Origin of the sequence: Photorhabdus antumapuensis, assembly GCF_020387775.1 — a bacterium.
Taxonomy (GTDB): domain Bacteria; phylum Pseudomonadota; class Gammaproteobacteria; order Enterobacterales; family Enterobacteriaceae; genus Photorhabdus; species Photorhabdus antumapuensis.
Map to the genome: position 1 here is coordinate 49,053 of NZ_JAHZMK010000052.1, position 22,003 is coordinate 71,055.

The following is a 22,003-nucleotide window of genomic DNA, read 5'->3' on the forward strand; positions in this document are numbered from 1 at the left end:
CTCGAAATCTATTAGGTATAAGATAAATTTATTGCATCTGTATATATAAAGTCAGTTTACAGTAAAAGCTTAAGCATGGCTTGATTTTATCCCTTATTAGGAGAAACTATGGCTGATGTTCATTAATAAGTTTAGTTAAGTGTGGTGAATCAATAGATTCTTTTAAAAGAGAATTCCAGTCATCTGGTGGGTGTCCAGCATTAAGCATTTCATCAAATACTTTGTAAGCATCATGCTTATCACCATATGTCCTTTTTGTTTTCTCATCATTTACCCAGACAAAGATAATAATTTTACTTTCGACGTGAAAACGGAAAAAAAGGCGATATTGTTGGAAAAATTTTGCTCTGAACCAGTGTTTTCTTTTGCCACCTAATGTGTCACCTAAACGAAAGGTTATATTAGCTGGGTCACTGGGAATAATTTCAGTGACAAGTTTTATGATTGCCGCCAAGCGTTTTGTATCATTTTTTTTCAGGTAATCATTTGGATATTTTTGCTGAAGTTGTTCTGCCTTATCTATTGCTTGTTTTAATTGTTCTATAAAGCATGGATGAGCAAAAAGAGCCCATCCGTTTATTACACATATTCGATCATACATAGTTCTTTACTCATCGTCATCGGATAATGGATTGTTCAGATCTATGTCTATTCCAGCGGTAAGTGACTTCCCCCGGTTAATGAGTTGTTCATCTAATTGTTGTACTTGTTCAGGATGTTTCTTAATGTCTTTTGCCAGAAAGTTCAGAAATGATTCCATGACAGGATCTTTTTCTTCTTTGCTGTTTTTACGACTAATAAGTACATCACCAGAAGATAAAATCTTATATGTGATACTGTCATGGCCTGGTTTTAGCTTAAGCGCTTTACGGACAGAAGTTGGGATAGTTGTCTGGCTGCGGCTGGTGAGCTTGGATTCTGCACCAACCTCGAACTCAACACGTGGTAATGCGTGCATATTTCTACCTCGTTATGCTGATTTGAGAATCTGTTTAACGAAGTGTAATGCAAATGCATTGTACTGGCAATGTATCTATATTATCGCTTCATTATGACTTCTAAGTGTTAAGTTTTTCAGTTTATTACATTGAATAACGATAAAATTAATCAACAGAAATTCGCTTAAACCCCTCAGCGAGATCATCAATCAAATCTTGAACATTCTCCAGCCCAATGTGTAAGCGGAACAAAGAGCCCGTTCTTTGTGGAATCGTCCTTTGTGAAATATCGTATTGGCGTATTATTTTTATCTCTTCTGGTTGATAACCCAGAATGAGGGATTCAAAACCGCCCCATGAGAATGCCATTTTAAAATGGTGAAAATTATCCAGATAATTCGTAAATTGTTGGGGAGTTAACTTCTTTTTCAATTGAAAAGAGAACAGGCCGCTACTGCCACTGAAATCACGGATAAAGTTATGGTGACCGGGGCAGGAAGGCAGAGCGGGATGATAGACAGCGGCCACTTCGGTTCGTTGTTGCAGCCAGCGTGCTATTTCAATACTGCTTTTTTCATGTTGTTTCAGACGAATGGCTAAAGTACGTAATCCTCGACTGGCCATATAGACCGTATCGGCATCTGCTATCTGCCCCATCAAATAGGAATTCTCTCGCAGTTGCGCCCAACAACGTTCATTAGCGACAGCAATACCTAACATTGCGTCTGAGTGACCAATAATATATTTGGTGCCCGATTGAATCGAAATATCGATGTCGAATTCTAGCGCTTTAAACAACACACCTGCCGCCCAAGTATTATCGATCATGATGACAATATCTGGATTGGTGCGTCGTACCGCACGGACAATCGCGGGAATATCCTGTACTTCCATCGTGATAGAGCCAGGGGATTCAAGAAACACCACTTTGGTATTGGGCTTAATCAGATCAGCAATCTCCTCGCCAATCATAGGATCGAAATAATCGGTGGTAATATTCATCCGTGACAATATTTTGTCGCAGAAGTTTTGCGTCGGGTCATAAGCTGAACCGGTTAATAGAATATGATCACCGGCGGAGGCAAAAGCGAGAATGGCATGACTAATCGCGGCAGCCCCAGAAGGGTAAAGCATACAGCCTGCGCCACTTTCCAGTTCAGCCATTGCTGCTTGGAAAGAGAAATGAGTCTGTGTACCACGGCGACCATAAAACAGTTCGCTCTTGCCCCGGTTTTGCGTTGCATGTCTTTTGGCGGCGACAGAATCGAAGATCACCGATGAAGTTCGCTGAATGATGGGATTGACTGCGCCTTGAGTAAATTTTTGGCTTCTACCTACATTGACCAGTAAAGTTTCCAGTTTTTTTTCTGCCATGATCCATTGCCGCCTTTAACACTTCAATTTCTGAAATGGTGTAAAAAAATAGAGTTAACACGTTAAAAGATTTAGCCCTTTTTGTACAAAGGGATTAAGACAACTTGACGAAAATTCATCTCATTACCTGTGAGTAGGGGCTCTCTAACTTTATTTTGTGAAGGGGTAATACTTTTTTATTAAACAATAATGATAATTACTATCAAATCACTTAATGTTTGATATTATCAGCCTGCATGTTCATTCAGTCTGGTGAAGATGAGTGAAGACTCAGTACAAATAAGGTTAGTGAGATGACGAAAAGTAATTCACTGCTAAATAACAAGGTTTATAGCAAAGGGAGTAAAGGCCAACTGATGCGAAATTTGACTGCTTCAATAATATTAGCGTTCGGGCTGACAGGTTCAGCATTGGCTGATACAGCATCTGCAACAGATAACAATACCACGGCAAAAGCCGTACAGATTGCAGGATCTACCCCGGCTACCATCTCGGCAACGACGGATGCAACTGCACAATCTGCAAATCAGATTGCGCCGCAAACGGCATCTGCGACAGAATCCACCCAAGTTACGCCGGTTGCAACGGATGAGGTTGCAGCTAAAGTTACTGCTGATGAAGCTAGCCTTTCCAGTGGTTTTGCTACCGATCTGTCTATTTGGGGCATGTATCAGAACGCTGATATTGTGGTTAAGGCTGTTATGATCGGCCTGGTGATTGCTTCTGTTATTACTTGGGCTCTGTTCTTCTCAAAAGGTACTGAACTGCTGGCTGCTGGCCGTCGTTTACGTAAAGAGCAATTTGCTTTAACGAACGTGAATAGCCTTGATCAGGCTGCGGAAATTGCCGAAGGTTTCAGCAAACACAGTATCAGCCGCTTGTTGCTGAGTGAAGTACAGGCAGAACGTCAATTATCTTCTGAGAGCACTGACTTGAATAGCACGAAAGAACGTGCTGCGTTCCGTCTGGAACGTTCCGTTGCGGCTATCAGCCGTCATATGGGGCGTGGTAATGGCTATCTGGCAACCATTGGGGCGATATCTCCTTTCGTTGGGCTATTTGGTACGGTGTGGGGCATCATGAATAGTTTTATTGGTATTGCCCACTCACAGACAACTAACCTTGCGGTTGTCGCGCCGGGTATTGCGGAAGCTTTGTTAGCGACAGCACTTGGTTTGGTCGCGGCGATCCCTGCCGTTGTAATTTATAACATCTTCGCCCGTATGATCTCGGCTTACCGTGGTCAGGTTGGTGACATGGCGGCACAGTCATTATTACTGCTTGGCCGTGATTTGGATTTGGCAAATAGCAAGACAAGGTGATTTATGGCAATACGTCTTAATGAAGATCTGGGCGATAGCGGCGAATTGCACGAAATTAACGTCACACCATTTATTGACGTGATGTTGGTGTTGTTGATTATCTTCATGGTAGCAGCACCACTGGCAACCGTTGATATTAAAGTGGATTTACCTGCTTCGTCGGCAAAACCGCAGCCGCGTCCAGAAAAACCGGTATTCTTGACGGTTAAAGCTGATCGCCAGCTTTATGTCGGAGATCAACAGGTCGATTATGATACTTTGGCGGCGGTATTGGATCAGACCACCCAATCCAATAAAGAGACAACCATTTTCTTTCAAGCTGATAAAACTGTGGATTATGAAACACTGATGAGTGTGATGGATTCTTTGCGTAAATCGGGCTATCTGAAAGTGGGCTTGGTAGGGATGGAAGCGGTTTCATCGAGTTAGCGGCCTCTTCACTAAATAACCGCGCTAAGAAGCGCGGTTAAGATTAGGAAGCATTGGTGGAAAAAAGTGGTAAATGAAATTTTCGGTGGGAACAGATAAACCTCATCATTGGGCTCGGATTGCTAATAACTTGGTTCAGTAACTAAGGGTAGCAACTTTACCTGTCCTTTCAATTAGACTTGAAAGCTAATACTTAAACTGACTCCACAAGCAGCAGCATAGCGCTCAAGTGTTAAGATACTGGCCTTCCCAGCATTTCTTTCCAGTTTGCTTACAGCGGGTTGAGTGATCCCCATCCGTTCGGCAACTTGGGTGCTGTTTAATCCTGCCTGATTACGCATATTAAGAAGAAGCTCCTTCAACTCTTCTTCTTTTTTCTCAGCCATATAAAGGGTGTGAACTTCTGGATCAGCAAGCAGTTCAGCTTTAACGTCGGAATATGGGACACCTTTAATGCTCATCATTCAACTCCTCAAGCCTTTTTAAGGTTATGGCTATTTCGGTGGGGGGTGTTTTTAGTGTTTTCTTTATAAATGTATGTAAGATATAAATTTTCTTTCCCTTAGCGAAGGCAAAAAAAGTTCGCGTAATATCTTTCTTGCCAACTCGCAATTCAAATAATCCCTCACGAATAATATCAGTATTGGGATAACGTAATACATTGCCTTTTGCTTCTAGTTTATCAAGTGCCGTTAATACTTTTGCTTTCATTGGCTTATCGAGCGCCCGAATTTCATTTAAAGCATCAGGGTGAAATATCAACTCAAACATTCAGCCTCCTTTAACAGAGGAGGTTATATCGCATCTTGAGGTATAACTCAAGAGTTATGTATAACTTATAGGTTATGATTGGATGTATGATTTTCACTGACGTAACTTCTATCTGCTGTTTGAGCTAAACAGAACCCTCAGAACGGCTAATAATGCGCATCCTCCGCCGCTGAAAGCGACGCCATACCAAGAAAAATACCAGGCGGCGACAGCGCCTAAAGAGGAACCTATTGCGCCGCCGGCGAAATAACAGGTCATAAATACGGTATTTAGTCGGCTGCGGGCATCAGGTAATAATGTATATAACCGTGTTTGATTTGCCACTAAACCTGCTCTGCTGCCAAGATCCAACAGAATAATACCGGCGAATAAAAATAGAATACTGTGGCTCGTGCCGCTAATTAGACACAAGGCTAATGTCACTAATAAAGCACCTGTGGCAACAATAGTTCTCCCACCAAAGCGATCTGTCAATGAACCTATTATTGGTGAAGCTAGCATTCCCACAATTCCCGTCAAACCAAAGAGACCTACGATATCGCTTCCCCATCCGTAAGGTGGTTGGGAAAGTAATAAAGCCAGAGAACCCCACAACGTATTAAAAGCGGCGAACAGTAAAAAACCGGATAATGCCGCTTCACGCAAAAGGGATTGCTGTTTTACTAATTTACTGAGTGAAATAAGAAGTTGGCTGTAACTTATCGTGGGTGGTGTTTCTATTTGTGGCAATACAAACCAGACCAGAATAAACAGGCATATATCAATTAAAGCTGCCAATACAAACATTTCACGCCAGCCGAAATGTTCTCCGACTGCGCCGCTCAATGCCCTGGCAAGCAGTGCTCCGGCAAAAAGGCCACTCATTAGATTGCCTACCGCTCGGCCGCGCTTTTCTGGGATTACCCAACCGGATACGGCTGGAATAATGATTTGTGCTGAAATAGAAGTAAATCCCACAATCAGGCTACTTATTAGAAAACATGTAAAATTCGGCGCTGTGGCACACAAGGTAAGGCTGACTATATTGCCAATTAAGAGGCAGAAAATAAGCTTGCGGCGGCTTAGTGCATCTCCAAGCGGTCCAAAAAATAAAAGCCCCGCAGCGTAGCCGATTTGCGTTAATGTCGCGATCCAACCGGATATTGAACCATTAACGTTAAAACTTGTCCCAATTACTGGCAATAATGGTTGGTTATAATAAATGTTCGCTACAGCAAAACCACAAGCAGCAGATAATAAGATAAGAGAAACGGAAGAAATAGGGTTTGGTTTAATTGCCGTATTTAACATGGGAACTCTCAGCATTTGGCCGGAATTATGATGAAATGATTTTGACACTATCCGCAGATTGCGAGAATAAAGAGAGCGAGCGAAGTTGTTTTGCGTAGAATGCAAAGATGATAGCGGTGTTAGATATTGTGTATTATTTGTAATGTATAAGATGTTTGAATATTCGAAGGTAAAAATTGCGATGAAAGATTTATTACGTACCGATATGCTAGCAACATTCATTCATGTTGCTCGTTCACAAAGTTTTTCTGCCGTTGCTCGTTTGCAAGGTATGGCGGCATCTTCTATCACTCGTCAAGTAGATAACCTCGAACAGATGCTAGAGACAAAACTATTCTTTCGTTCTACCCGTGGTTTATCATTGACTGATGCCGGTGAGATTTTATTTTCAAGGGCGCAAGGTATTATCAATGATCTTGTTGATGTTCAGGCTGAATTAGCGGCATTGGATGGCGAGCCGCAAGGGATATTACGTATAGCTTGCCTGCCAACCTTTGGGCGTCAACATATTATTCCGATGCTAGCAGAGCTATTTACTCAATATCCTAAAATTCAGGTTGAACTTGATCAAACCGAGCGTTTAACTGATCCCGTCAGAGATCGTCTTGATGCTGTTATTCGTATTGGTGAATTAAAAGATAGCACGCTTTATTCAAAGTGCATCTCTACACAAACTTGGATTATTTGTGCCAGCCCAGGCTATATTCAAAGGTATGGAACACCGACGTCATTTACCGAATTAAATAATCACTATTTGCTTGATAAACATCATGACCCCGCTGGCATTTGCTGGTCACGTTATCGGGATTCTATTAACTTCAACGATGAGAAAAGGATTCTTCGCAGCGATGACTTTGAAACATTGAGAATGGCCGCGGTGAGTGGATTTGGAATAGCGCTTCTGCCTAATTGGGTGGTATCCACAGATATTCGTTCTGGAAAACTGGTGCCTTTATTTAATGATCCAGATGGACGTAAAGAAGATATTTATTTACTGCGGGCACTTGCTCACCCGCCAGCAAAATTAACAGTATTTATGTCGTTATTGCAGAGGCGGCTTGCTAAGATTGTTTAGTCGAATCCGCCTTATATACCCGTTATCTTTCAAGCTGCTGCTTTGTTGGCTACTTTCACTCACCCCAGTCACATAGTTATCTATGCTCCTGGGGATTCGTTCACTTGCCGCCTCGCTGCAACTCGAAATCTATTAGGTATATATATTAATGGTTTTATGCGATATTATTTAATATAACTCACTCACTATATGATTTTATTGGGTGTTTTTTTACTGTCGTTATTAATATCAATTTATTATTGAAGTATATGTTCTTTGCTGCTGATTTTATTAAATAAAGCACAGGAACGATTATTGGTGTAAATAATTATATCTATGTGATTATTGATTGATGTAATAAATTAAAATTAATGGATGGTAATTTTAAGATATAGTTAAAAGTGATATTTAACTATTATCTAAGTGTTCGATTCATTTATTGTTGTTGAGTTGTCATAGGAATATACTTATTCTCCTATATTATTTTTGAATTATAGCAATATTCTTTCTTAATGAATATAGAGGTTTATTATGACTAAAGTTTTTTCATTTAATAAAAATCATCGAGATTTATCGGCAGGACACCACTCATTGCTTAAAGAGGTTAATGGTGTTAATGGTGTCCCTAAATCTTTGATGCCGGGTTTCCCTGATTTAGATGATCAATTTAATCAGATGGGAATTACCCATATCCGGCTTCATGATGGTTTTGGTATTGGTGATATGGATAATTATTTCCAGGTGGATCGAGTTAATGATCGAAATCAAATTATTGTTAATGTTCCAGAAGACAAGAAACCCGCGGCTAAAAAACTGCTCACTGATATTTCAAATATCAGAAGTATATTTCCCAATGCGGCTGCCGGGATGAGAAATAATGATATTAGTCTTGCATTAAAAGAGGCTAATTATAAAATGACTGACACTTATCTGCGCGATATTATGAATAATAAAGCCGATCTGAACCCTGATAATATTCAGCGACAAATCATGTTTCGTATTGGACGTTCCGGTGATGGTGGTTATGAAATACCACAGGATTTTGATATTTATGCAATATTAGTCAGCGTACTGGTGAATCGCTACGCTTTACACTATGCCAGAATCGGTTTGCCAAGAAAAATAACCTATTGGCAGGTTTGGAATGAACCTGATTTGTTTTTTTTCTGGAATAATAATGATCCTAAAAAATATTATGAATTATATGCCAAAATTGCAAGGATAATTAAAGCGGTTGATCCTTCGGTTAAAGTCGGTGGTGCTGGTATTGCGTTTGCTGATAGAGCACAAGAAGATTACCTTGATGGGTTTTTACGGTATTGTAGAGATAATCATGTACCATTAGATTTCTTTTCTTGGCATGGATACGTTGAAACTGGAGATCCGCAAAATATTATTGATGTGGGGAATAAAGTTCAAAAAAGTTTGCATATTTATGGTTTTACCGATACAGAAAGTTTTTGTACTGAATGGAATTCTTGTCCTATTGGGACAAAAAATACATATACAAAAGTGCAGGGTATTAAAAATGCGGCATATATCGCTTCCACGTTGATTTATATGCAATATATAAAAGCCGACAGAGCTTATTATTATCGAGGAGATGGTTCATCTTTTGGTTTATTTAACAACCAGCCCAGTTCTAAAAATCCGAGTGTCAAAAATTTCTGTACCTATTCAGCTCAATCCTTTTACCTGTTTGCCAGAATGTTCGAAACACCTTATATTTTAAGTGGTAATAAGGATTTTTCCACAGGTTTAACTGTTTTGGCAACCGAGAATGCCGAGGGTAATAGAATTAATATCCTTGCCGCAAATTATAAAGTTGATAAGAGTCTTGCCGATGGTGATGCAGCTCCTGATTATTTATATCAACAATACTATCTTGATGCTAGCCGATCACTGAATCAATTAACAGATACCTGGAGTAAGAATAAATGGTTTGGTGGCGTTGATCCGACAGCCATTCAGGTTGATAATGCGGTAGTGCAACATGAGCCTGTTAAGCTATTTCCGGATAATAATATGTTGAGAGCTAAAAGTCGTGATTATACTGATAGCGACCAGGGTGTTACCGTAGTAATTAACCATATAGGTTATAAAAAATTTAAGATTAAAGCATTCCGTATTCAAGACGGTGGATCTTTGGTACAAATGACACCACCAGAGGTGACTAACCGGATTGATGTGTCTATAGTTAATAATAAATTAACGTTGGTGGATAAGGGAGCAAAGCCTGCAACGGTAACATTATATTCATTAGAGCTAGATAATAATTGATTTTATATGTGATGGAAATATTATAGTAAATTATCCCCTCCGATCAATTAATCAATGAAAAATAAAATCATTTTAATTTGATAGGCTCTAAAAAGAGCCTATTTAATAATAACTTATTAATTAATATGTATTTATTTATAGTTTCTGCTTTTTTTGTTATTTTTATATGATTTAAAATATGTCTATAATATATATTGATGGTTTTTCTGCGATATTGTTTAATATGGCCTTCTCTCTATGTGATTTTATTTCTTGCTACTTAATCATTGTTATTAACATCAGCTCATGGTTGATTTTTATATTGTTTTTCTCTTTTGATGCTGTGTTGTTAAATAAGTTGCAGAGTGAATTTTATTATCGTAAATAATTGTATTTACCTAATGGATTTCGAGTTGCAGCGCGGCGGCAAATGAACGAATCCCCAGGAGCATAGATAACTATGTGACTGGGGTGAGTGAAAGCAGCCAACAAAGCAGCAGCTTGAAAGATGAAGGGTATTAATGTAATTGTTTGGTTAATTCAATAAATTCAAAGTAACAGCTGGGAATTTTAAGGCGTAGTTAAAAGTGATATTTAACTATTATATAAGTCTTCCATTCATTTATTGTTATTGAGTTGTCAGAGAAATGTATTTATTCTTTGATATTATTTTTGGTTTATAGGAATACAATTTCTTAATTAATATAGAGGGTATTATGACTAAAGTTTTTTCGTTTAATAAAAATCATCGAGATTTATCAGCAGGGTATAACTCACGTCTTAAAGCGGTTAATGGTGTCAATGGTCTTCCTAAATCTCTGGCGCCGGGTTTTCCTGATTTAGATAATGAATTTAATCAGATGGGAATTACACATATCCGGCTTCATGACGGCTTTGGTATTGGGGATATGGATAATTATTTCCAGGTGGATAGGAAAAACAATCAAAATCAAATGATTGTCAATGTGCCAGAGGAAAATAAACCCGCAGCTAAAAAGCTTGTTGCTGATATTGCAAATATCAGAACTATTTTTCCCAATGCGGCTATCGGAATGAGAAATCATGATGTGAGTCTTGCATTAAAAGAGGTTAATTATGAAATGACGGATGCTTATCTGCGTGATGTTCTGAATAATCAAGCAGATCTGAATCCAGATAATATTCAGCGACAACTTATGTTTCGTATTGGGCGTTCACTTGATGGCGGTTATGAAATACCAGAGGATTTTGATATTTATTCAATATTAGTTAAAACCTTGGTGAATCGTTATGGTGTAAACTATGCCAGCATTGGGTTGCCGAGAAAAATAAGCTATTGGGAGATTTGGAACGAGCCTGATTTACTGTTTTTCTGGAATACTGATGATCCACAAAAGTATTATCAATTATATGAAAAAGTAGTGAGATTAATTAAAATGGTTGATCCTGATGCTAAAGTCGGTGGTGCAGGTATTTCGTTTAGTAATCATGCGGGAGGACATTATATTGATGGATTTTTCCGATATTGTCGGGATAATAATGTACCGTTAGATTTCTTTTCTTGGCATGGATACGTTGATACTGGAGACCCGCAAAACATTATTGATATGGGTAATACGATTCAGAAAAGTTTGCATACTTATGACTTTACTAAAACAGAGAGTATTTGTACTGAGTGGAACTCTAGTCCTTTTGGGTCGAGAAATACATTTACAAAAGTGCAGAGTCCTAAAAACGCAGCCTATATCGCTTCCTCGTTGATTTATATGCAATATACCAAAGTTGACCTGGCTCATTATTATCGGGGTGATGGTTTATCTTTTGGTTTGTTTAATGATCAGCCTAATCCTAAAGACCTAAACGTTAGAAATTTCTGTACCTATTCAGCTCAATCTTTTAGTCTTTTTGCTAAAATGTTAAAAACACCTTATATATTAAGTGGTCAGAAAGATTTTGCAACCGGCTTAACGGTTCTGGCAGCTGAAAATAAATCAGGTAATAAAATTAATATCCTCGCGGCAAATTATAAAGTGGATAAAGATTTTTCCGATGGTAATGTAGCACCCGTTCCTGCGGACTTATATCGACAATATTATTTGGATACGAGTCGAACATTAGATCAATTAACGGATACTTGTAGTCAAAATAAATGGTTTGGTGGTGTTGATCCGACAACCATTCAATCTAATAATGTGGTAGTACAAAATGACCCGGTACAGCAACTTCCTGAAGATTCTCTTTTAAGACCTAAAGCTCGGGATTATACTTATAGTGATCAGGGTGTTACAGTGGTGATTGATCATATAGGTTGCAAGAAATTTAAAATAAAAGCGTATCGTATTCAAGAAGGCGGATCGCTGGAAAAAATGACACCACCAGAGGTGACTAACCAAATTAATGTGTCTATAGCTAATAATAAATTAACGTTGGTAGATAAAGGCGCGAAACCTTCAACGGTAACATTGTATTCATTAGAGCTAATTCATCATTAATTTTATATGCAGAGAAAATATTAGAATAGATTATCTTCTTTTTACGTTAATTATTGGAGAGTAAAGTTAAACAGGCTCTTATAAGAGCCTGTTCAGATTATTGACAAAGTGCTGGTTTTTTATCCGGTACTTTGTTTTAATGAAATTCTGTTCGCCAGACGGAGCTTGCCGCCATGTTAAGGACACTGGCTCTCCAAACTTTCCCGCCAGAAACCCTCTCGCTTGACGAGCTGGGTATTGCGACCAACTCGTTTTAAATCACGTAATGCGCATTCAAGTTTGGCGAGTCTCAAAGGGCGGTCTGCTTGTGTGATACTCGCTAAGATATCTTCCTGTTGGCGTTTGGTATGAGTGAATTCAATAGTACCCAGTGGAGTGTGATAAAGACCTTTTCGGCCTGTTGTCATCACGGTGAGCCTATCGATCAGGATCTGTGAAATAACGCCATATTCGCTTAATGCTGATTCAAGGCTAACGTAATTGTACTCACCACGTCGTAGAGCTTTGGCAATATGTTCAATGGTGTAACTATCGTGACTATGAGCAAAGTTAAACAGATAAACTCCGCGTACAGGTCGTGAAAGCATCGATTCTTTAACCAGACGATTTAAGCCCGCTTGGAGTGTTTTGGGGCTATCTTCAAGAAAGATTTTTCTGAGATCGGCAAGGGTGAAGACACATCGCCCTTTTTTGTCCCAGTCAATAAAACGTTTCAATGCAGTAGATCTATCCATAACTAGACAATAACTCTATTTATTTGTGGTTTTGATGTTCACTTGATTATAGTTATTTTAAGTGGACATTAAAGCACTATATTTATGGTGTTAATGTCTACTTAATGAGTTTGCCGAAATAGTGAAAGGGGTAAATGTTTCGCTGATGTGGTTGAATTATTTTTTTTAATATATTGATATTTAAGTAAATATTATAGTCCTATTTTATTTGTGCAGGTTTTCATCGAAGTCTCCGATAGGGTAGGGATTGGTTACTTTTCGCTATTTGTGGTGAGTTTTTAAATTCACCCCTTTTTCTGTCAAACGATAGCGTTGTAATGGGCTGCTAGGTTTTTCTGGATGGCTCATTTCAATTAATCCCGCTTCTAGAGCGGGTTGCAAATAGCGCAGACGGAATGAATTACGATCTTTTAATCCAAGGGCTGATTGCAGTTGCCCGCGGTTCATTTCCCCTTTCAATACCATAATTAATTGTTTAACTTGTTGGGTAGCCTGATGGGTAGCCTGATGGGTAGCCTGATGGGTAGCCTGATGGGTAGCCTGATGGGTAGATGTCAGAATTGCATCACGGATCATGTGCAGCATAAATTCAATAAATGGCGCACAATCAACGAGTTGGCTACTGAGATTAATTGCCTGATAGTAATGAGCTTGATGTTCATAAATCAGGCTTTCAACGGGAATAAATTCGAATAATGGATTCCAGTGGTTTAGGATTAGTGTTTGCCATAATCTGCCCATTCTGCCGTTTCCATCGGCAAACGGATGAATGAATTCAAATTCGTAATGGAAAATGCAACTGGCAATAAGTGGGTGAATATCGGTAGAGCCTAACCAGTGAAAAAGGTCACCCATGAGGTTTGGAACCCGATTTGCCTGTGGCGCCATATGAATGACTTTTTCTCCATCCATCACACCGACTCCACCATGTCGATAACTGCCGGCATTATCTAGTAATCCTTTCATCAGAACATAATGGGCTTCCAGTAAGTTTTGCTCTGATGTGAAATGCCAATGGTTGAGCTTTTCATAAGCTAAGATGGCGTTACGCGCTTCTTGTATTTCACTGATTGGCGCAATAACGCGCTTTCCATCAACGATGGCGGTGATTTGGCTTACATCAAGTAAGTTACCTTCAATTGCCAGTGAGCCGTGAATGGCTAGTATCCGATTGATACGTCTCAATCGCAGAGCTTTTATTTGTTCCTGCTCTGTGCTTAACCGCCCGATATTCTCGCTAATTTCAGCAACTAATTGGATCATTTTAGCTGTAATTGAGAAAGGAGGTTGATAGCCTTTTTTAGCTGAATTCATTGAATACCTAGTTGGATTAATGGGATTACCGTGAATAGCTTTAACGTTATTATTGGCTCTGGAAATAGGTTGATATTATCGCCAGTAAGGGGGAACGAGCAATAGACTGGCGATTATTGTATGGTTATTTTTCTGCTTCGCCGCCGAGCGCTTCAATGGCGCTTTTAATCAGTGCGCTTAATTCACCAGTCATCAGAATAAAGTCAGCATCGAACCGTTGGGCAAAATCTTCCCGGTCGATGTCATCATTTTGTTCACGCAAAGTATCACTGAATTTTATGCGCTTGAAAGCACCATCATCTGACAACATAAATTGAATACGCTCTTCCCAATCGAGCGCCAGTTTAGTGACACATTTGCCGGCTTCTATATGGGTGGCGATTTCGTCAGAAACCAAGTCTTGTTTTTTACAACGGATCACGCCACCTTCTTCCAGAATAGCTTTTAGTTCAGCTTCATCCATTAAAGCAAAGCCTGTTGGTAAGTCACCGGAACGTACCCATTCTGTCAGGGTTAATTCTATTGGGTCTTTAAATGTCAGGGGAACAACAGGTAAAGAACCCAGACTTTTTCTCAATAATGCCAAATTATCTTCGGCTCGTTTAGCACTGGCAGCGTCAACAATGATCAGATTATTGGCGATATCGATCCAAATATAAGTTTGGCTGAATCGGCTAAATGCCCGTGGTAGCAGGGTATGCAATATTTCATCTTTCAGAGAGTCTTTCTCTGTTTTTTTAAGTTTGCGATGCTGTTCTCCTTCCAGTTTTTCAATTTTTGCTTGTAGCGCCTGCTTAATAACCGGTGAAGGCAACATCTTTTCTTCTTTACGGGCGCAAATCAGAATTTGATTATTCGCGACATGGGTAAAGGCATCACTGTGTGAACCCATTGGCGGCACCCAACCTGTTTTCGCCATATCTTGACTGCCACATGGGGTGAATGCTAACGGACTCAATTGTTTTTCCAGTTCATCCGCAGAAAGTGAAATTTCCCGGTTTAAACGGTAAATCATTAAATTTTTGAACCACAACATAAAAATACCCCATATTTTTTGCTCAATGAATCGGTGAGCATGACTAACATAAAGTAGCATGATAGCGAATCATAGGGATAAGCCCTAGTATCTTGTGTCAATTATCCTGATTAACGGCTTTTCTTGTAAAAGGTATAGCTATTTGTACGCTTCTGAACTGACTAAAAATATTTGCGGCTAATTGGGGCTGTGCTTTTATTGGCGTATTTTGGTAATGATTATATCCGTATTAAACGCTGAGACACGCCGTGCTTATTTGTGGAAAGTACGGCGCTGTCAGGGTCATCCGATGAAGTGAGGATTCACCGGAGTAGCTCAAGTTCCTGCTTGAACGCAGTGGCGCTTTTCACTCTTTGGCGTGGGAAGGGTATCAAAGGGTTCAATTAAATAATGGTATATATCACGTTGTGGCAACGTACTGCCGCTAATCCTATTACCGTCATACCAAAGACATGAAGCAGCGGGCCCTTGACCACCATAGGGAAGATAACCGTGTTCTTCCAGATGTAAGTCAGTATTACTCAGAATACTATCTGGCAGGTGAAGGCGTTCGCTGAGTTGATGATGGATATAGTCACTGGTACCAAACAGAGATATATACATAGCATTAGTAGAATACAAAGGATCAGAAAAATAATGGATTAAATCTTGATCCTGATAATATCTTTGTAAGAAGAAAACTGGGGCAAAAAATTCTTTATAATTGCCACCTAATGATAATTCTTTCTCGAAAATCGTCGGTTTTATCATGCCATTAATGGGATTAACTTCTCCTCCATAGGTGCAGTAGGGTCTATTTGCTTTAAATATTGAAGCAATTTTTATACTGTGATCAATATCGCTATTGGGACCGACGATATTATTATAGTCATTATAAGGTCCAACTCTATCTTCAATATTCTTCAAATCAGAGATTAATCGTTGCTTGAATAGATCGTATATATCATTGTGTACTAATATGGCGTTTGGACCAGCACAATCCTGCCCTTGATTGTAAAGAACAACTCGTTTTGCACTTTCAACAGCCAGATTAATGTCTGCATCTTTTGAGATAATAAGTGGATTATGACCAGCGCCATTAAGGATAAATAAGGTATTTTTTCTGAAATGCTTACGTACTTTGAGCGCATTTTCTGGCGTTCCCGTAAAGATCACTGCATCAGTTATTTTTACTCGTTGACTTAAAAATAGCTCTTTATCTTCATAAGAAATAGATAATGTCGGAGAAAATGCGGATAAATTAATAACCTCCTCAAATTTTTTGTAATGTGTATGCATTGCTGTCGGGGGGCGTATGCACACGTTTTCTGCCATAAGTGAAGGGATAAAACCAAAACATACAGAAGCGTAAATGGGTTGGTTAAGCGGGAGGAATGATGTCACACCATAAATTTTCTTTTTGAAATATTCTCTGTTGTTATCAATATTATTTAAGACATCTATTGAACGGAGAATTTCATCTTCAGTGACGTTTTTACATTGATAGCCAGAGAGTGCTTCAACTAACGCCTCACTATTCTTCTGTAAAGCAGAGGAAAGTTCATCACATTTTTTCCTGATTTCGGTGAAATTAATTTTACTGTATAACTTAGTCATATATATTTTGTTCTCCTCGATGCTATGGTTTATTAATCTCTCTTTTTGAGATTTGTTAATTTCGTGGTTAACGATATTTGCCTCATTTTTTTGGTATGCGTTTTTATATGGGTTGTTAAAATGGGTTAAAATATGCTGCATGCAATTTAAATCTAACCATGTTTTAATTCGTGGGCCTTTGGTATCACCAAATAACCCTCGATAAAGCAGAGGCCATATTTGGGATGATTCATCATCTGAAAAATGGTCTTCATATGTACTGATTATATGTTGGAAAAGTTGATCTTTAGTGGATATTTCCCCTGAACTTATTGCGTTGGCAATGGCTGAGAAATACGTTTCCTCTTTGATGTTTTGTAACCCTTGATTTTCATTTTTACATGTCCTGATATAATAATTATAACTTATTTCCAATTCTTGACCTGAAATGGATTCTCCCGGTTTTTTATAGTGATTTAGAAAATTTTCAGCCGCAAGTTTACTTGCCGGTTTTGAAGCGTGTAATATTCTTGCTATCTTCGAAAAAGACAGTCTTTTTCCCTCTTTTTGCGAAATATTAACTTGATCATTTAGCTGTGGGGCCAGCGCTACATAAAATTTAGACGATCTCTGTGGCTCTTTTGAGAGGTAAGTACGAATTGCGTCTCGTGTCAGCAGATGGCGCATATCATCTAAAGAGAAACTATTTCCTTTCGACTTCGATATTTTTTTACCTGAATCATCAAGGAAAAGCCCATATTTGTAAAAACGTGGAATTGGCCTGTTTAGTGCTCCCGCGATCTGGCGAGCAACAGCGGCAGAAACTAGCAAGTCTTCACCATGCATTTCAAAATGAATGTTTCTGGCAAGGAGACGCATACCCCAGTCAGCTTTCCACTGGAGTTTAGATTTACCGTTTAGTACCGAAATAGTTTGCTCTTGATCTAATATTTCATTTTTATAGAATTCCCGAATTTCTACTCCATATTCATAACCGGGTTTATTAATGACTTCATCACCCGGTATGTAATAGGTTATTTCTCCTGACGCAGGGTTCACGTCTGTGACTATAATATGTTCCAGTACGGCGCCAGTTCTTTCGGAAATGGGCATGATCATGCTGTAGGTTCTTTGTCTTAAAGATCCAGTCGATTCCTTGCATATTTGGTTTAGCACTGAGAAATTTTGCAGGAATAGTTTGATTTTGTCATTGTAATCGCCATTTTGATAGGCTAAAGAGTTTCTGACTAGCTGACACTCTATTTCATATTCTCTGGCAAGTTCCATAAGTTGATATTCCGCCATTTCAGAGAATGACGGGAAATTTCCGCAAGGGTCCGGCACCCTGCTTATCGGTTGGCCTAGATAAGGCGTTAATTGTTCAGCATTTGGAATATTCAATGGCACTTTTCTGAAAGGGTCCAAATCATCTGAAATGAGATAAAAATTAACTGTTCTGCCTGCTTTCTCCAATTCGGTTTTGATGAGATTGGCACGGAGGATTTCACAAAGAGTTCCTATGTGTGGAAGCCCCGTTGGTCCAAAACCCGCTTCGATATTGATTGATTCCTCGTATGGTATAGCCTGATTGATTTCGAGGGCTTCTTTGACATACCATTTCATTTGCAGTTACCTCCATCATAATGTTTTGATTATTTTAGGGTTAATGGTGATGAATAAAGTCGGTAGAGGTGTTATTAACTTGTCAGGAAATCCTTGATAATCCTGATGAGAAAAAATTCTTTAAAAACATTATAATATTTTATGTTTTTTGTTTTGATGTCAGCGATTAACCTTAAAATCTCTTTAAAATTAATGAATAGTTAACGCTAGTTCTAGCTAATTAACTATTACTACACCCTTCATCTTTCAAGCTGCTGCTTTGTTGGCTGCTTTCACTCACCCCAGTCACATCGTTATCTATGCTCCTGGGGATTCATTCACTTGCCGCCGCGCTGCAACTCGAAATCTATTAGGTATATAATCAATTATTGTTATAAATTTATGTTAAATTCATTCAGTTCCACTACAGTGCTGAAGTGATGAAGTTTAATGATGTTCTTTCTAATATTAAATAAAATTAATGTAATTATTGTTTCTGGTCAAGAGGGGAACATAAATTTTTTTATTTTCTCTTTATTGCTGAATTGAGTGAGATAGTAGGGGCGGTGAGTGAATGTGTCATGCTGATCAGAAAAGTCGGTTATAGTCATTCTAATGGTGTCCATGTTATTGAAAAATTATAATTTTAAAAATATAAATGTAATTATTTTTCTTTTAAATCAGTATGATATTTAATTTTTATATTTTGTTTGTAAATTAATTTATTAATTTCTTATTTTTGTTTTATTATAAAAAATAAATAAGTTTTTTTACTTTTTATAATATGTTTAATATATATTTATATTTTATAGGAAATAATATTAATTAATTTTATATATTAATTTTATGTAAAGTTAATAACATTGTTTTTTATAGTTTTTAATATTTTCTTATTTTAGAATATAAATAAATTTATATTTAAATTAATTATTAAAGTTTTAATCTTTAAATGATTTTTTGCATAAATAATGTAATTAATAAAATTCAATTAAAAAGATAAAGTTACCTGATGATGTGATTATTATCACAAATAATTGTAATTATTTGTTTGTTTAACGATGTAATTGTGCATTTTATCACGAAAATGAGTTTTGTTTTTATTTATTATAGACTTACAATAGATTGTTTGGCTGAAAGTTATATCAGAAAATTGAAATATTAGTAAAATTACTCTTTTTAATTAAAAGTATTCAATCATTATAACCTAAATTAACGATTATTTTATAATTAAAAACCATAAAAGTTTATATAAGGAAACCATAATATGGATAATAATTGATTGCTTAAAGGTATTTACAATTTGTTAACAAATTTGTTTTATACGGTAATATTATGAGCGGTATTTATTAGCCTGAATATTTTACCGGTTCAATGGAATAGAGAGATTTTTGTCCAGAAATAAAGTTAATAATTAAATACAAAACATTATAGATATTTTGCTCTTACTTAACCTAAATTAAACCGTGTTAAAGGTGTCTAGAGGGCAGATTTTATCGTGTTAGTGTTATAGGAGGAGTGAGATCCTGGCAAAATGATATGCCTGCCGGTAACGCTTTGCGTGTTAAAAATGAAAAGACCCTAACCACAAAAAAACAGATTTATCTTGTTGGTTGAGATAAACGTTTGGCAATTTCTCAGTACAATAGCCTGCGTTTGTTCGTTGAAACGGCATATGATGATGTGCACAGCGACAATCCAGCTTATGAAAATAAAAAACAGACGGTTCTGGAAACGGGAGCTTGTCTGTACTTGTAAGTTGACAGTGATAAGGAGAGCTGATTTTGAGTCCTCCTAAACTAGCTAAAAAAGAGGTGTGAAATGGTTAACAATGTGTTGAAAGTGTTGAAAGTCTCCACATTAACCTTATTGGTCGCATGTAATGTCCATGCTGCAACAGTTGATTTGCGGGTAATGGAAACATCTGATGTTCACAGTAACCTGATTGATTTTGATTACTTTAAGGATAAGCTTACAGAACAATTTGGTTTGGTACGCACAGCGAGTTTAGTTAAAGCAGCCAAAGCAGAAGCCTCTAACACCATTCTGGTCGATAACGGTGATTTGATTCAAGGTAGCCCACTGGCTGATTACGTGGCAGCAAAAGGTCTTAAAAAAGGGGAATCTCATCCAGCACATCAGTTAATGAATACCATGGGTTATACCGTGGGTAACTTTGGTAACCACGAGTTTAACTTTGGTTTGGATTATCTGAAAAAAGCCATTGCTGGTGCGAAGTTCCCTTATATCAATGCCAACATCATGGATGCGAAAACCGGTAAGAACTATTTCACCCCCTATATTATTGTTGATACGTCGGTAAAAGACCGAGAGGGTAAAAATCATACCATCAAGATTGGTTATATCGGTTTTGTACCGCCACAGATTGTTATCTGGGATAAGGTTAATCTGGATGGAAAAGTTGTCGTTAACGATATTACTGAAACCGCGAAAAAATTTGTTCCTCAAATGAAAAAAGCGGGTGCGGATTTGATTATTGCTATTCCTCACTCCGGCTTTTCCAAGGAGCCTTATAAGGCAATGGCTGAGAACTCGGTTTATTACTTGAGTGAAGTTAAAGGCATTGATGCGATTATGTTTGGTCACTCACACGGTGTGTTTCCAAGTAAAGAATTTGCAGACATTAAAGGCGTTGATATTGCCAAAGGTACGGTTAACGGTGTTCCGGCTGTTATGCCCGGCCAATGGGGTGATCATTTAGGTGTTGTTGATATGGTTATCGACAACGAGGGCGGGGCATGGAAAGTGACGGAAGCAAAAGCGGAAGCGCGCCCGATTTATGACAAAGTGAATAAAAAGGCACTGGTTGAGCGTGATAGTGAGTTGGCAAAAATTATCGATCAAGCTCATCAGGGAACGCAGGGTTTTGTAGGCAAATTGATTGGCAAAGCGTCTGCCAATATGTATAGCTATTTGGCTTTGATTCAAAGTGACCCGACAGTGCAGATTGTGAATGATGCACAAGCCGATTACACGCGGAGTTTTATTCAAGGTGATCCCGATTTAGCTGATATTCCTGTTCTGGCTGCTGCGGCGCCATTCAAAGTTGGTGGACGTAAAAATGCACCCGCAGAGTTTGTTGAAGTTGAAAAAGGTGATTTAACCTTCCGTAACGCGGCAGATTTGTATCTTTATTCTAATACACTGGCTGTTGTGAAGGTCACTGGCGCTGATGTGATTGAATGGTTGGAGTGTTCGGCCGGCATGTATAACCAGATTGATCCAAATTCAACTCAGCCGCAGTATCTGTTGAACTGGAGCGGCTTCCGTACTTATAACTTCGACATGATTAGTGGTGTGAATTATAAGATTGATCTGACTCAGCCCGCTAAATATGACGTTGATTGCCAGATCATCAATCAAGGGGCGAATCGTATCAAGGAGCTAACTTACCAAGGTAAACCGATCGATCCTCAAGCTAAATTTCTCATTGCTACCAATAACTACCGCGCCTATGGCGGTAAATTTGCCGGCACAGGCGAAGATCACATCGCATTTGCTTCACCGGATGAGAACCGCGCCATTTTGGCTGCTTACATTGTCAAAATGTCTCAACAGAAAGGGATAGTAACGACCAAAGCCGAGAGTAACTGGTCGATTATGCCAATCAAAACTGACAAGAAATTGGATATCCGTTTCGAAACGTCTCCAAGTGAGAAAGCGGCGAAATTCATCAAAGCATTTTCTCAATATCCAGTGAAATATTTGGAAAATGATGATATCGGTTTTGCGGTGTATCAAATTGATCTGACTGAAAAAAAATAATTTTAATAGTCGCCTGCCCTAATTTGGGCGGGTTTTTGTTTGTTTACCATC

At 38.3% G+C, this 22,003-nt stretch carries 17 protein-coding genes; 7 read left to right on the forward strand and 10 right to left on the reverse strand.

Annotated elements, in window-relative coordinates; translation table 11 throughout:
• Positions 1 to 106: 106 nt before the first annotated feature.
• The 3 genes from KZ793_RS18835 to metC all read right to left on the reverse strand — a co-directional run bounded on the left by KZ793_RS18835 (position 107) and on the right by metC (position 2,312).
• Entirely contained in the window at positions 107 to 601 is a 495-nt protein-coding gene (locus KZ793_RS18835; RefSeq protein WP_225816725.1) for a type II toxin-antitoxin system YhaV family toxin, read from the reverse strand.
• Between the two features lie 6 nt (positions 602 to 607).
• Positions 608 to 958 carry a type II toxin-antitoxin system PrlF family antitoxin gene (locus KZ793_RS18840; RefSeq protein WP_225816726.1) on the reverse strand — a complete coding sequence of 117 codons (351 nt, stop codon included), beginning with the start codon at positions 956 to 958 and terminating at the stop codon, positions 608 to 610.
• Between the two features lie 145 nt (positions 959 to 1,103).
• A complete protein-coding gene (gene metC, locus KZ793_RS18845; protein ID WP_225816727.1) occupies positions 1,104 to 2,312 on the reverse strand; it encodes a cystathionine beta-lyase in 1,209 nt (402 codons plus the stop codon).
• A 293-nt stretch (positions 2,313 to 2,605) separates the two neighbouring features.
• Between metC and exbB the strand changes: the two genes are divergently transcribed.
• Positions 2,606 to 3,634 (forward strand): tonB-system energizer ExbB, encoded by a 1,029-nt coding sequence (gene exbB / locus KZ793_RS18850; protein WP_397443640.1) that lies wholly within the window; start codon positions 2,606 to 2,608, stop codon positions 3,632 to 3,634.
• Positions 3,635 to 3,637: 3 nt separating this feature from the next.
• A complete protein-coding gene (gene exbD / locus KZ793_RS18855) occupies positions 3,638 to 4,063 on the forward strand; it encodes a TonB system transport protein ExbD (protein WP_225816728.1) in 426 nt (141 codons plus the stop codon).
• 173 nt (positions 4,064 to 4,236) lie between these two features.
• Here exbD and KZ793_RS18860 read toward each other — a convergent pair whose 3' ends face one another.
• The 3 genes from KZ793_RS18860 to KZ793_RS18870 all read right to left on the reverse strand — a co-directional run bounded on the left by KZ793_RS18860 (position 4,237) and on the right by KZ793_RS18870 (position 6,124).
• On the reverse strand, positions 4,237 to 4,524 hold the full coding sequence (locus KZ793_RS18860; protein WP_118986878.1) for a helix-turn-helix domain-containing protein: 288 nt from the start codon (positions 4,522 to 4,524) through the stop codon (positions 4,237 to 4,239).
• The gene (locus KZ793_RS18865) at positions 4,514 to 4,834 is read right to left on the reverse strand and encodes a type II toxin-antitoxin system RelE/ParE family toxin (protein ID WP_225816729.1); all 321 of its coding nucleotides are present in this window, start codon (positions 4,832 to 4,834) and stop codon (positions 4,514 to 4,516) included. The genes KZ793_RS18860 and KZ793_RS18865 overlap by 11 nt, the downstream gene beginning before the upstream one ends.
• A gap of 108 nt (positions 4,835 to 4,942) precedes the next feature.
• Positions 4,943 to 6,124 (reverse strand): MFS transporter, encoded by a 1,182-nt coding sequence (locus tag KZ793_RS18870; protein ID WP_225816730.1) that lies wholly within the window; start codon positions 6,122 to 6,124, stop codon positions 4,943 to 4,945.
• A gap of 181 nt (positions 6,125 to 6,305) precedes the next feature.
• Here KZ793_RS18870 and KZ793_RS18875 point away from each other — a divergent pair, with 181 nt between their 5' ends.
• The 3 genes from KZ793_RS18875 to KZ793_RS18885 all read left to right on the forward strand — a co-directional run bounded on the left by KZ793_RS18875 (position 6,306) and on the right by KZ793_RS18885 (position 11,908).
• Entirely contained in the window at positions 6,306 to 7,199 is an 894-nt protein-coding gene (locus KZ793_RS18875; protein ID WP_225816731.1) for a LysR family transcriptional regulator, read from the forward strand.
• A 510-nt stretch (positions 7,200 to 7,709) separates the two neighbouring features.
• Positions 7,710 to 9,458, forward strand: coding sequence for a GH39 family glycosyl hydrolase (locus KZ793_RS18880; protein ID WP_225816732.1), 1,749 nt, complete (start codon positions 7,710 to 7,712; stop codon positions 9,456 to 9,458).
• Positions 9,459 to 10,153: 695 nt separating this feature from the next.
• Entirely contained in the window at positions 10,154 to 11,908 is a 1,755-nt protein-coding gene (locus KZ793_RS18885) for a GH39 family glycosyl hydrolase (RefSeq protein ID WP_225816733.1), read from the forward strand.
• A gap of 176 nt (positions 11,909 to 12,084) precedes the next feature.
• Here the strand turns inward: KZ793_RS18885 and abiEi are convergent, their stop codons facing one another.
• From abiEi to KZ793_RS18905, 4 genes are all read right to left on the reverse strand, one after another.
• Positions 12,085 to 12,642, reverse strand: coding sequence for a type IV toxin-antitoxin system AbiEi family antitoxin (abiEi, locus tag KZ793_RS18890; protein ID WP_225816734.1), 558 nt, complete (start codon positions 12,640 to 12,642; stop codon positions 12,085 to 12,087).
• A 261-nt stretch (positions 12,643 to 12,903) separates the two neighbouring features.
• The gene (locus KZ793_RS18895; protein ID WP_225816735.1) at positions 12,904 to 13,956 is read right to left on the reverse strand and encodes a Fic family protein; all 1,053 of its coding nucleotides are present in this window, start codon (positions 13,954 to 13,956) and stop codon (positions 12,904 to 12,906) included.
• 124 nt (positions 13,957 to 14,080) lie between these two features.
• Positions 14,081 to 14,992: a recombination-associated protein RdgC gene (rdgC, locus tag KZ793_RS18900; protein ID WP_225816736.1), complete on the reverse strand. Its 912-nt coding sequence runs from the start codon at positions 14,990 to 14,992 to the stop codon at positions 14,081 to 14,083.
• Between the two features lie 315 nt (positions 14,993 to 15,307).
• A complete protein-coding gene (locus KZ793_RS18905; protein ID WP_225816737.1) occupies positions 15,308 to 18,190 on the reverse strand; it encodes an aldehyde dehydrogenase family protein in 2,883 nt (960 codons plus the stop codon).
• Between the two features lie 1,602 nt (positions 18,191 to 19,792).
• Here KZ793_RS18905 and KZ793_RS22600 point away from each other — a divergent pair.
• On the forward strand, positions 19,793 to 19,924 hold the full coding sequence (locus KZ793_RS22600) for a hypothetical protein (RefSeq protein ID WP_255417047.1): 132 nt from the start codon (positions 19,793 to 19,795) through the stop codon (positions 19,922 to 19,924).
• A 63-nt stretch (positions 19,925 to 19,987) separates the two neighbouring features.
• The gene (locus tag KZ793_RS18910; protein ID WP_225816738.1) at positions 19,988 to 21,952 is read left to right on the forward strand and encodes a bifunctional 2',3'-cyclic-nucleotide 2'-phosphodiesterase/3'-nucleotidase; all 1,965 of its coding nucleotides are present in this window, start codon (positions 19,988 to 19,990) and stop codon (positions 21,950 to 21,952) included.
• Positions 21,953 to 22,003: the final 51 nt, after the last annotated feature.

Bases quoted from the DNA above. Each gene is read 5' to 3' on its own strand.
- KZ793_RS18835 (WP_225816725.1), bottom strand. From the start codon at position 601: ATGTATGATCGAATATGTGTAATAAACGGATGGGCTCTTTTTGCTCAT.
- KZ793_RS18840 (WP_225816726.1), bottom strand. From the start codon at position 958: ATGCACGCATTACCACGTGTTGAGTTCGAGGTTGGTGCAGAATCCAAG.
- metC (WP_225816727.1), bottom strand. From the start codon at position 2,312: ATGGCAGAAAAAAAACTGGAAACTTTACTGGTCAATGTAGGTAGAAGC.
- exbB (WP_397443640.1), top strand. From the start codon at position 2,606: ATGACGAAAAGTAATTCACTGCTAAATAACAAGGTTTATAGCAAAGGG.
- exbD (WP_225816728.1), top strand. From the start codon at position 3,638: ATGGCAATACGTCTTAATGAAGATCTGGGCGATAGCGGCGAATTGCAC.
- KZ793_RS18860 (WP_118986878.1), bottom strand. From the start codon at position 4,524: ATGAGCATTAAAGGTGTCCCATATTCCGACGTTAAAGCTGAACTGCTT.
- KZ793_RS18865 (WP_225816729.1), bottom strand. From the start codon at position 4,834: ATGTTTGAGTTGATATTTCACCCTGATGCTTTAAATGAAATTCGGGCG.
- KZ793_RS18870 (WP_225816730.1), bottom strand. From the start codon at position 6,124: ATGTTAAATACGGCAATTAAACCAAACCCTATTTCTTCCGTTTCTCTT.
- KZ793_RS18875 (WP_225816731.1), top strand. From the start codon at position 6,306: ATGAAAGATTTATTACGTACCGATATGCTAGCAACATTCATTCATGTT.
- KZ793_RS18880 (WP_225816732.1), top strand. From the start codon at position 7,710: ATGACTAAAGTTTTTTCATTTAATAAAAATCATCGAGATTTATCGGCA.
- KZ793_RS18885 (WP_225816733.1), top strand. From the start codon at position 10,154: ATGACTAAAGTTTTTTCGTTTAATAAAAATCATCGAGATTTATCAGCA.
- abiEi (WP_225816734.1), bottom strand. From the start codon at position 12,642: ATGGATAGATCTACTGCATTGAAACGTTTTATTGACTGGGACAAAAAA.
- KZ793_RS18895 (WP_225816735.1), bottom strand. From the start codon at position 13,956: ATGAATTCAGCTAAAAAAGGCTATCAACCTCCTTTCTCAATTACAGCT.
- rdgC (WP_225816736.1), bottom strand. From the start codon at position 14,992: ATGTTGTGGTTCAAAAATTTAATGATTTACCGTTTAAACCGGGAAATT.
- KZ793_RS18905 (WP_225816737.1), bottom strand. From the start codon at position 18,190: ATGAAATGGTATGTCAAAGAAGCCCTCGAAATCAATCAGGCTATACCA.
- KZ793_RS18910 (WP_225816738.1), top strand. From the start codon at position 19,988: ATGGTTAACAATGTGTTGAAAGTGTTGAAAGTCTCCACATTAACCTTA.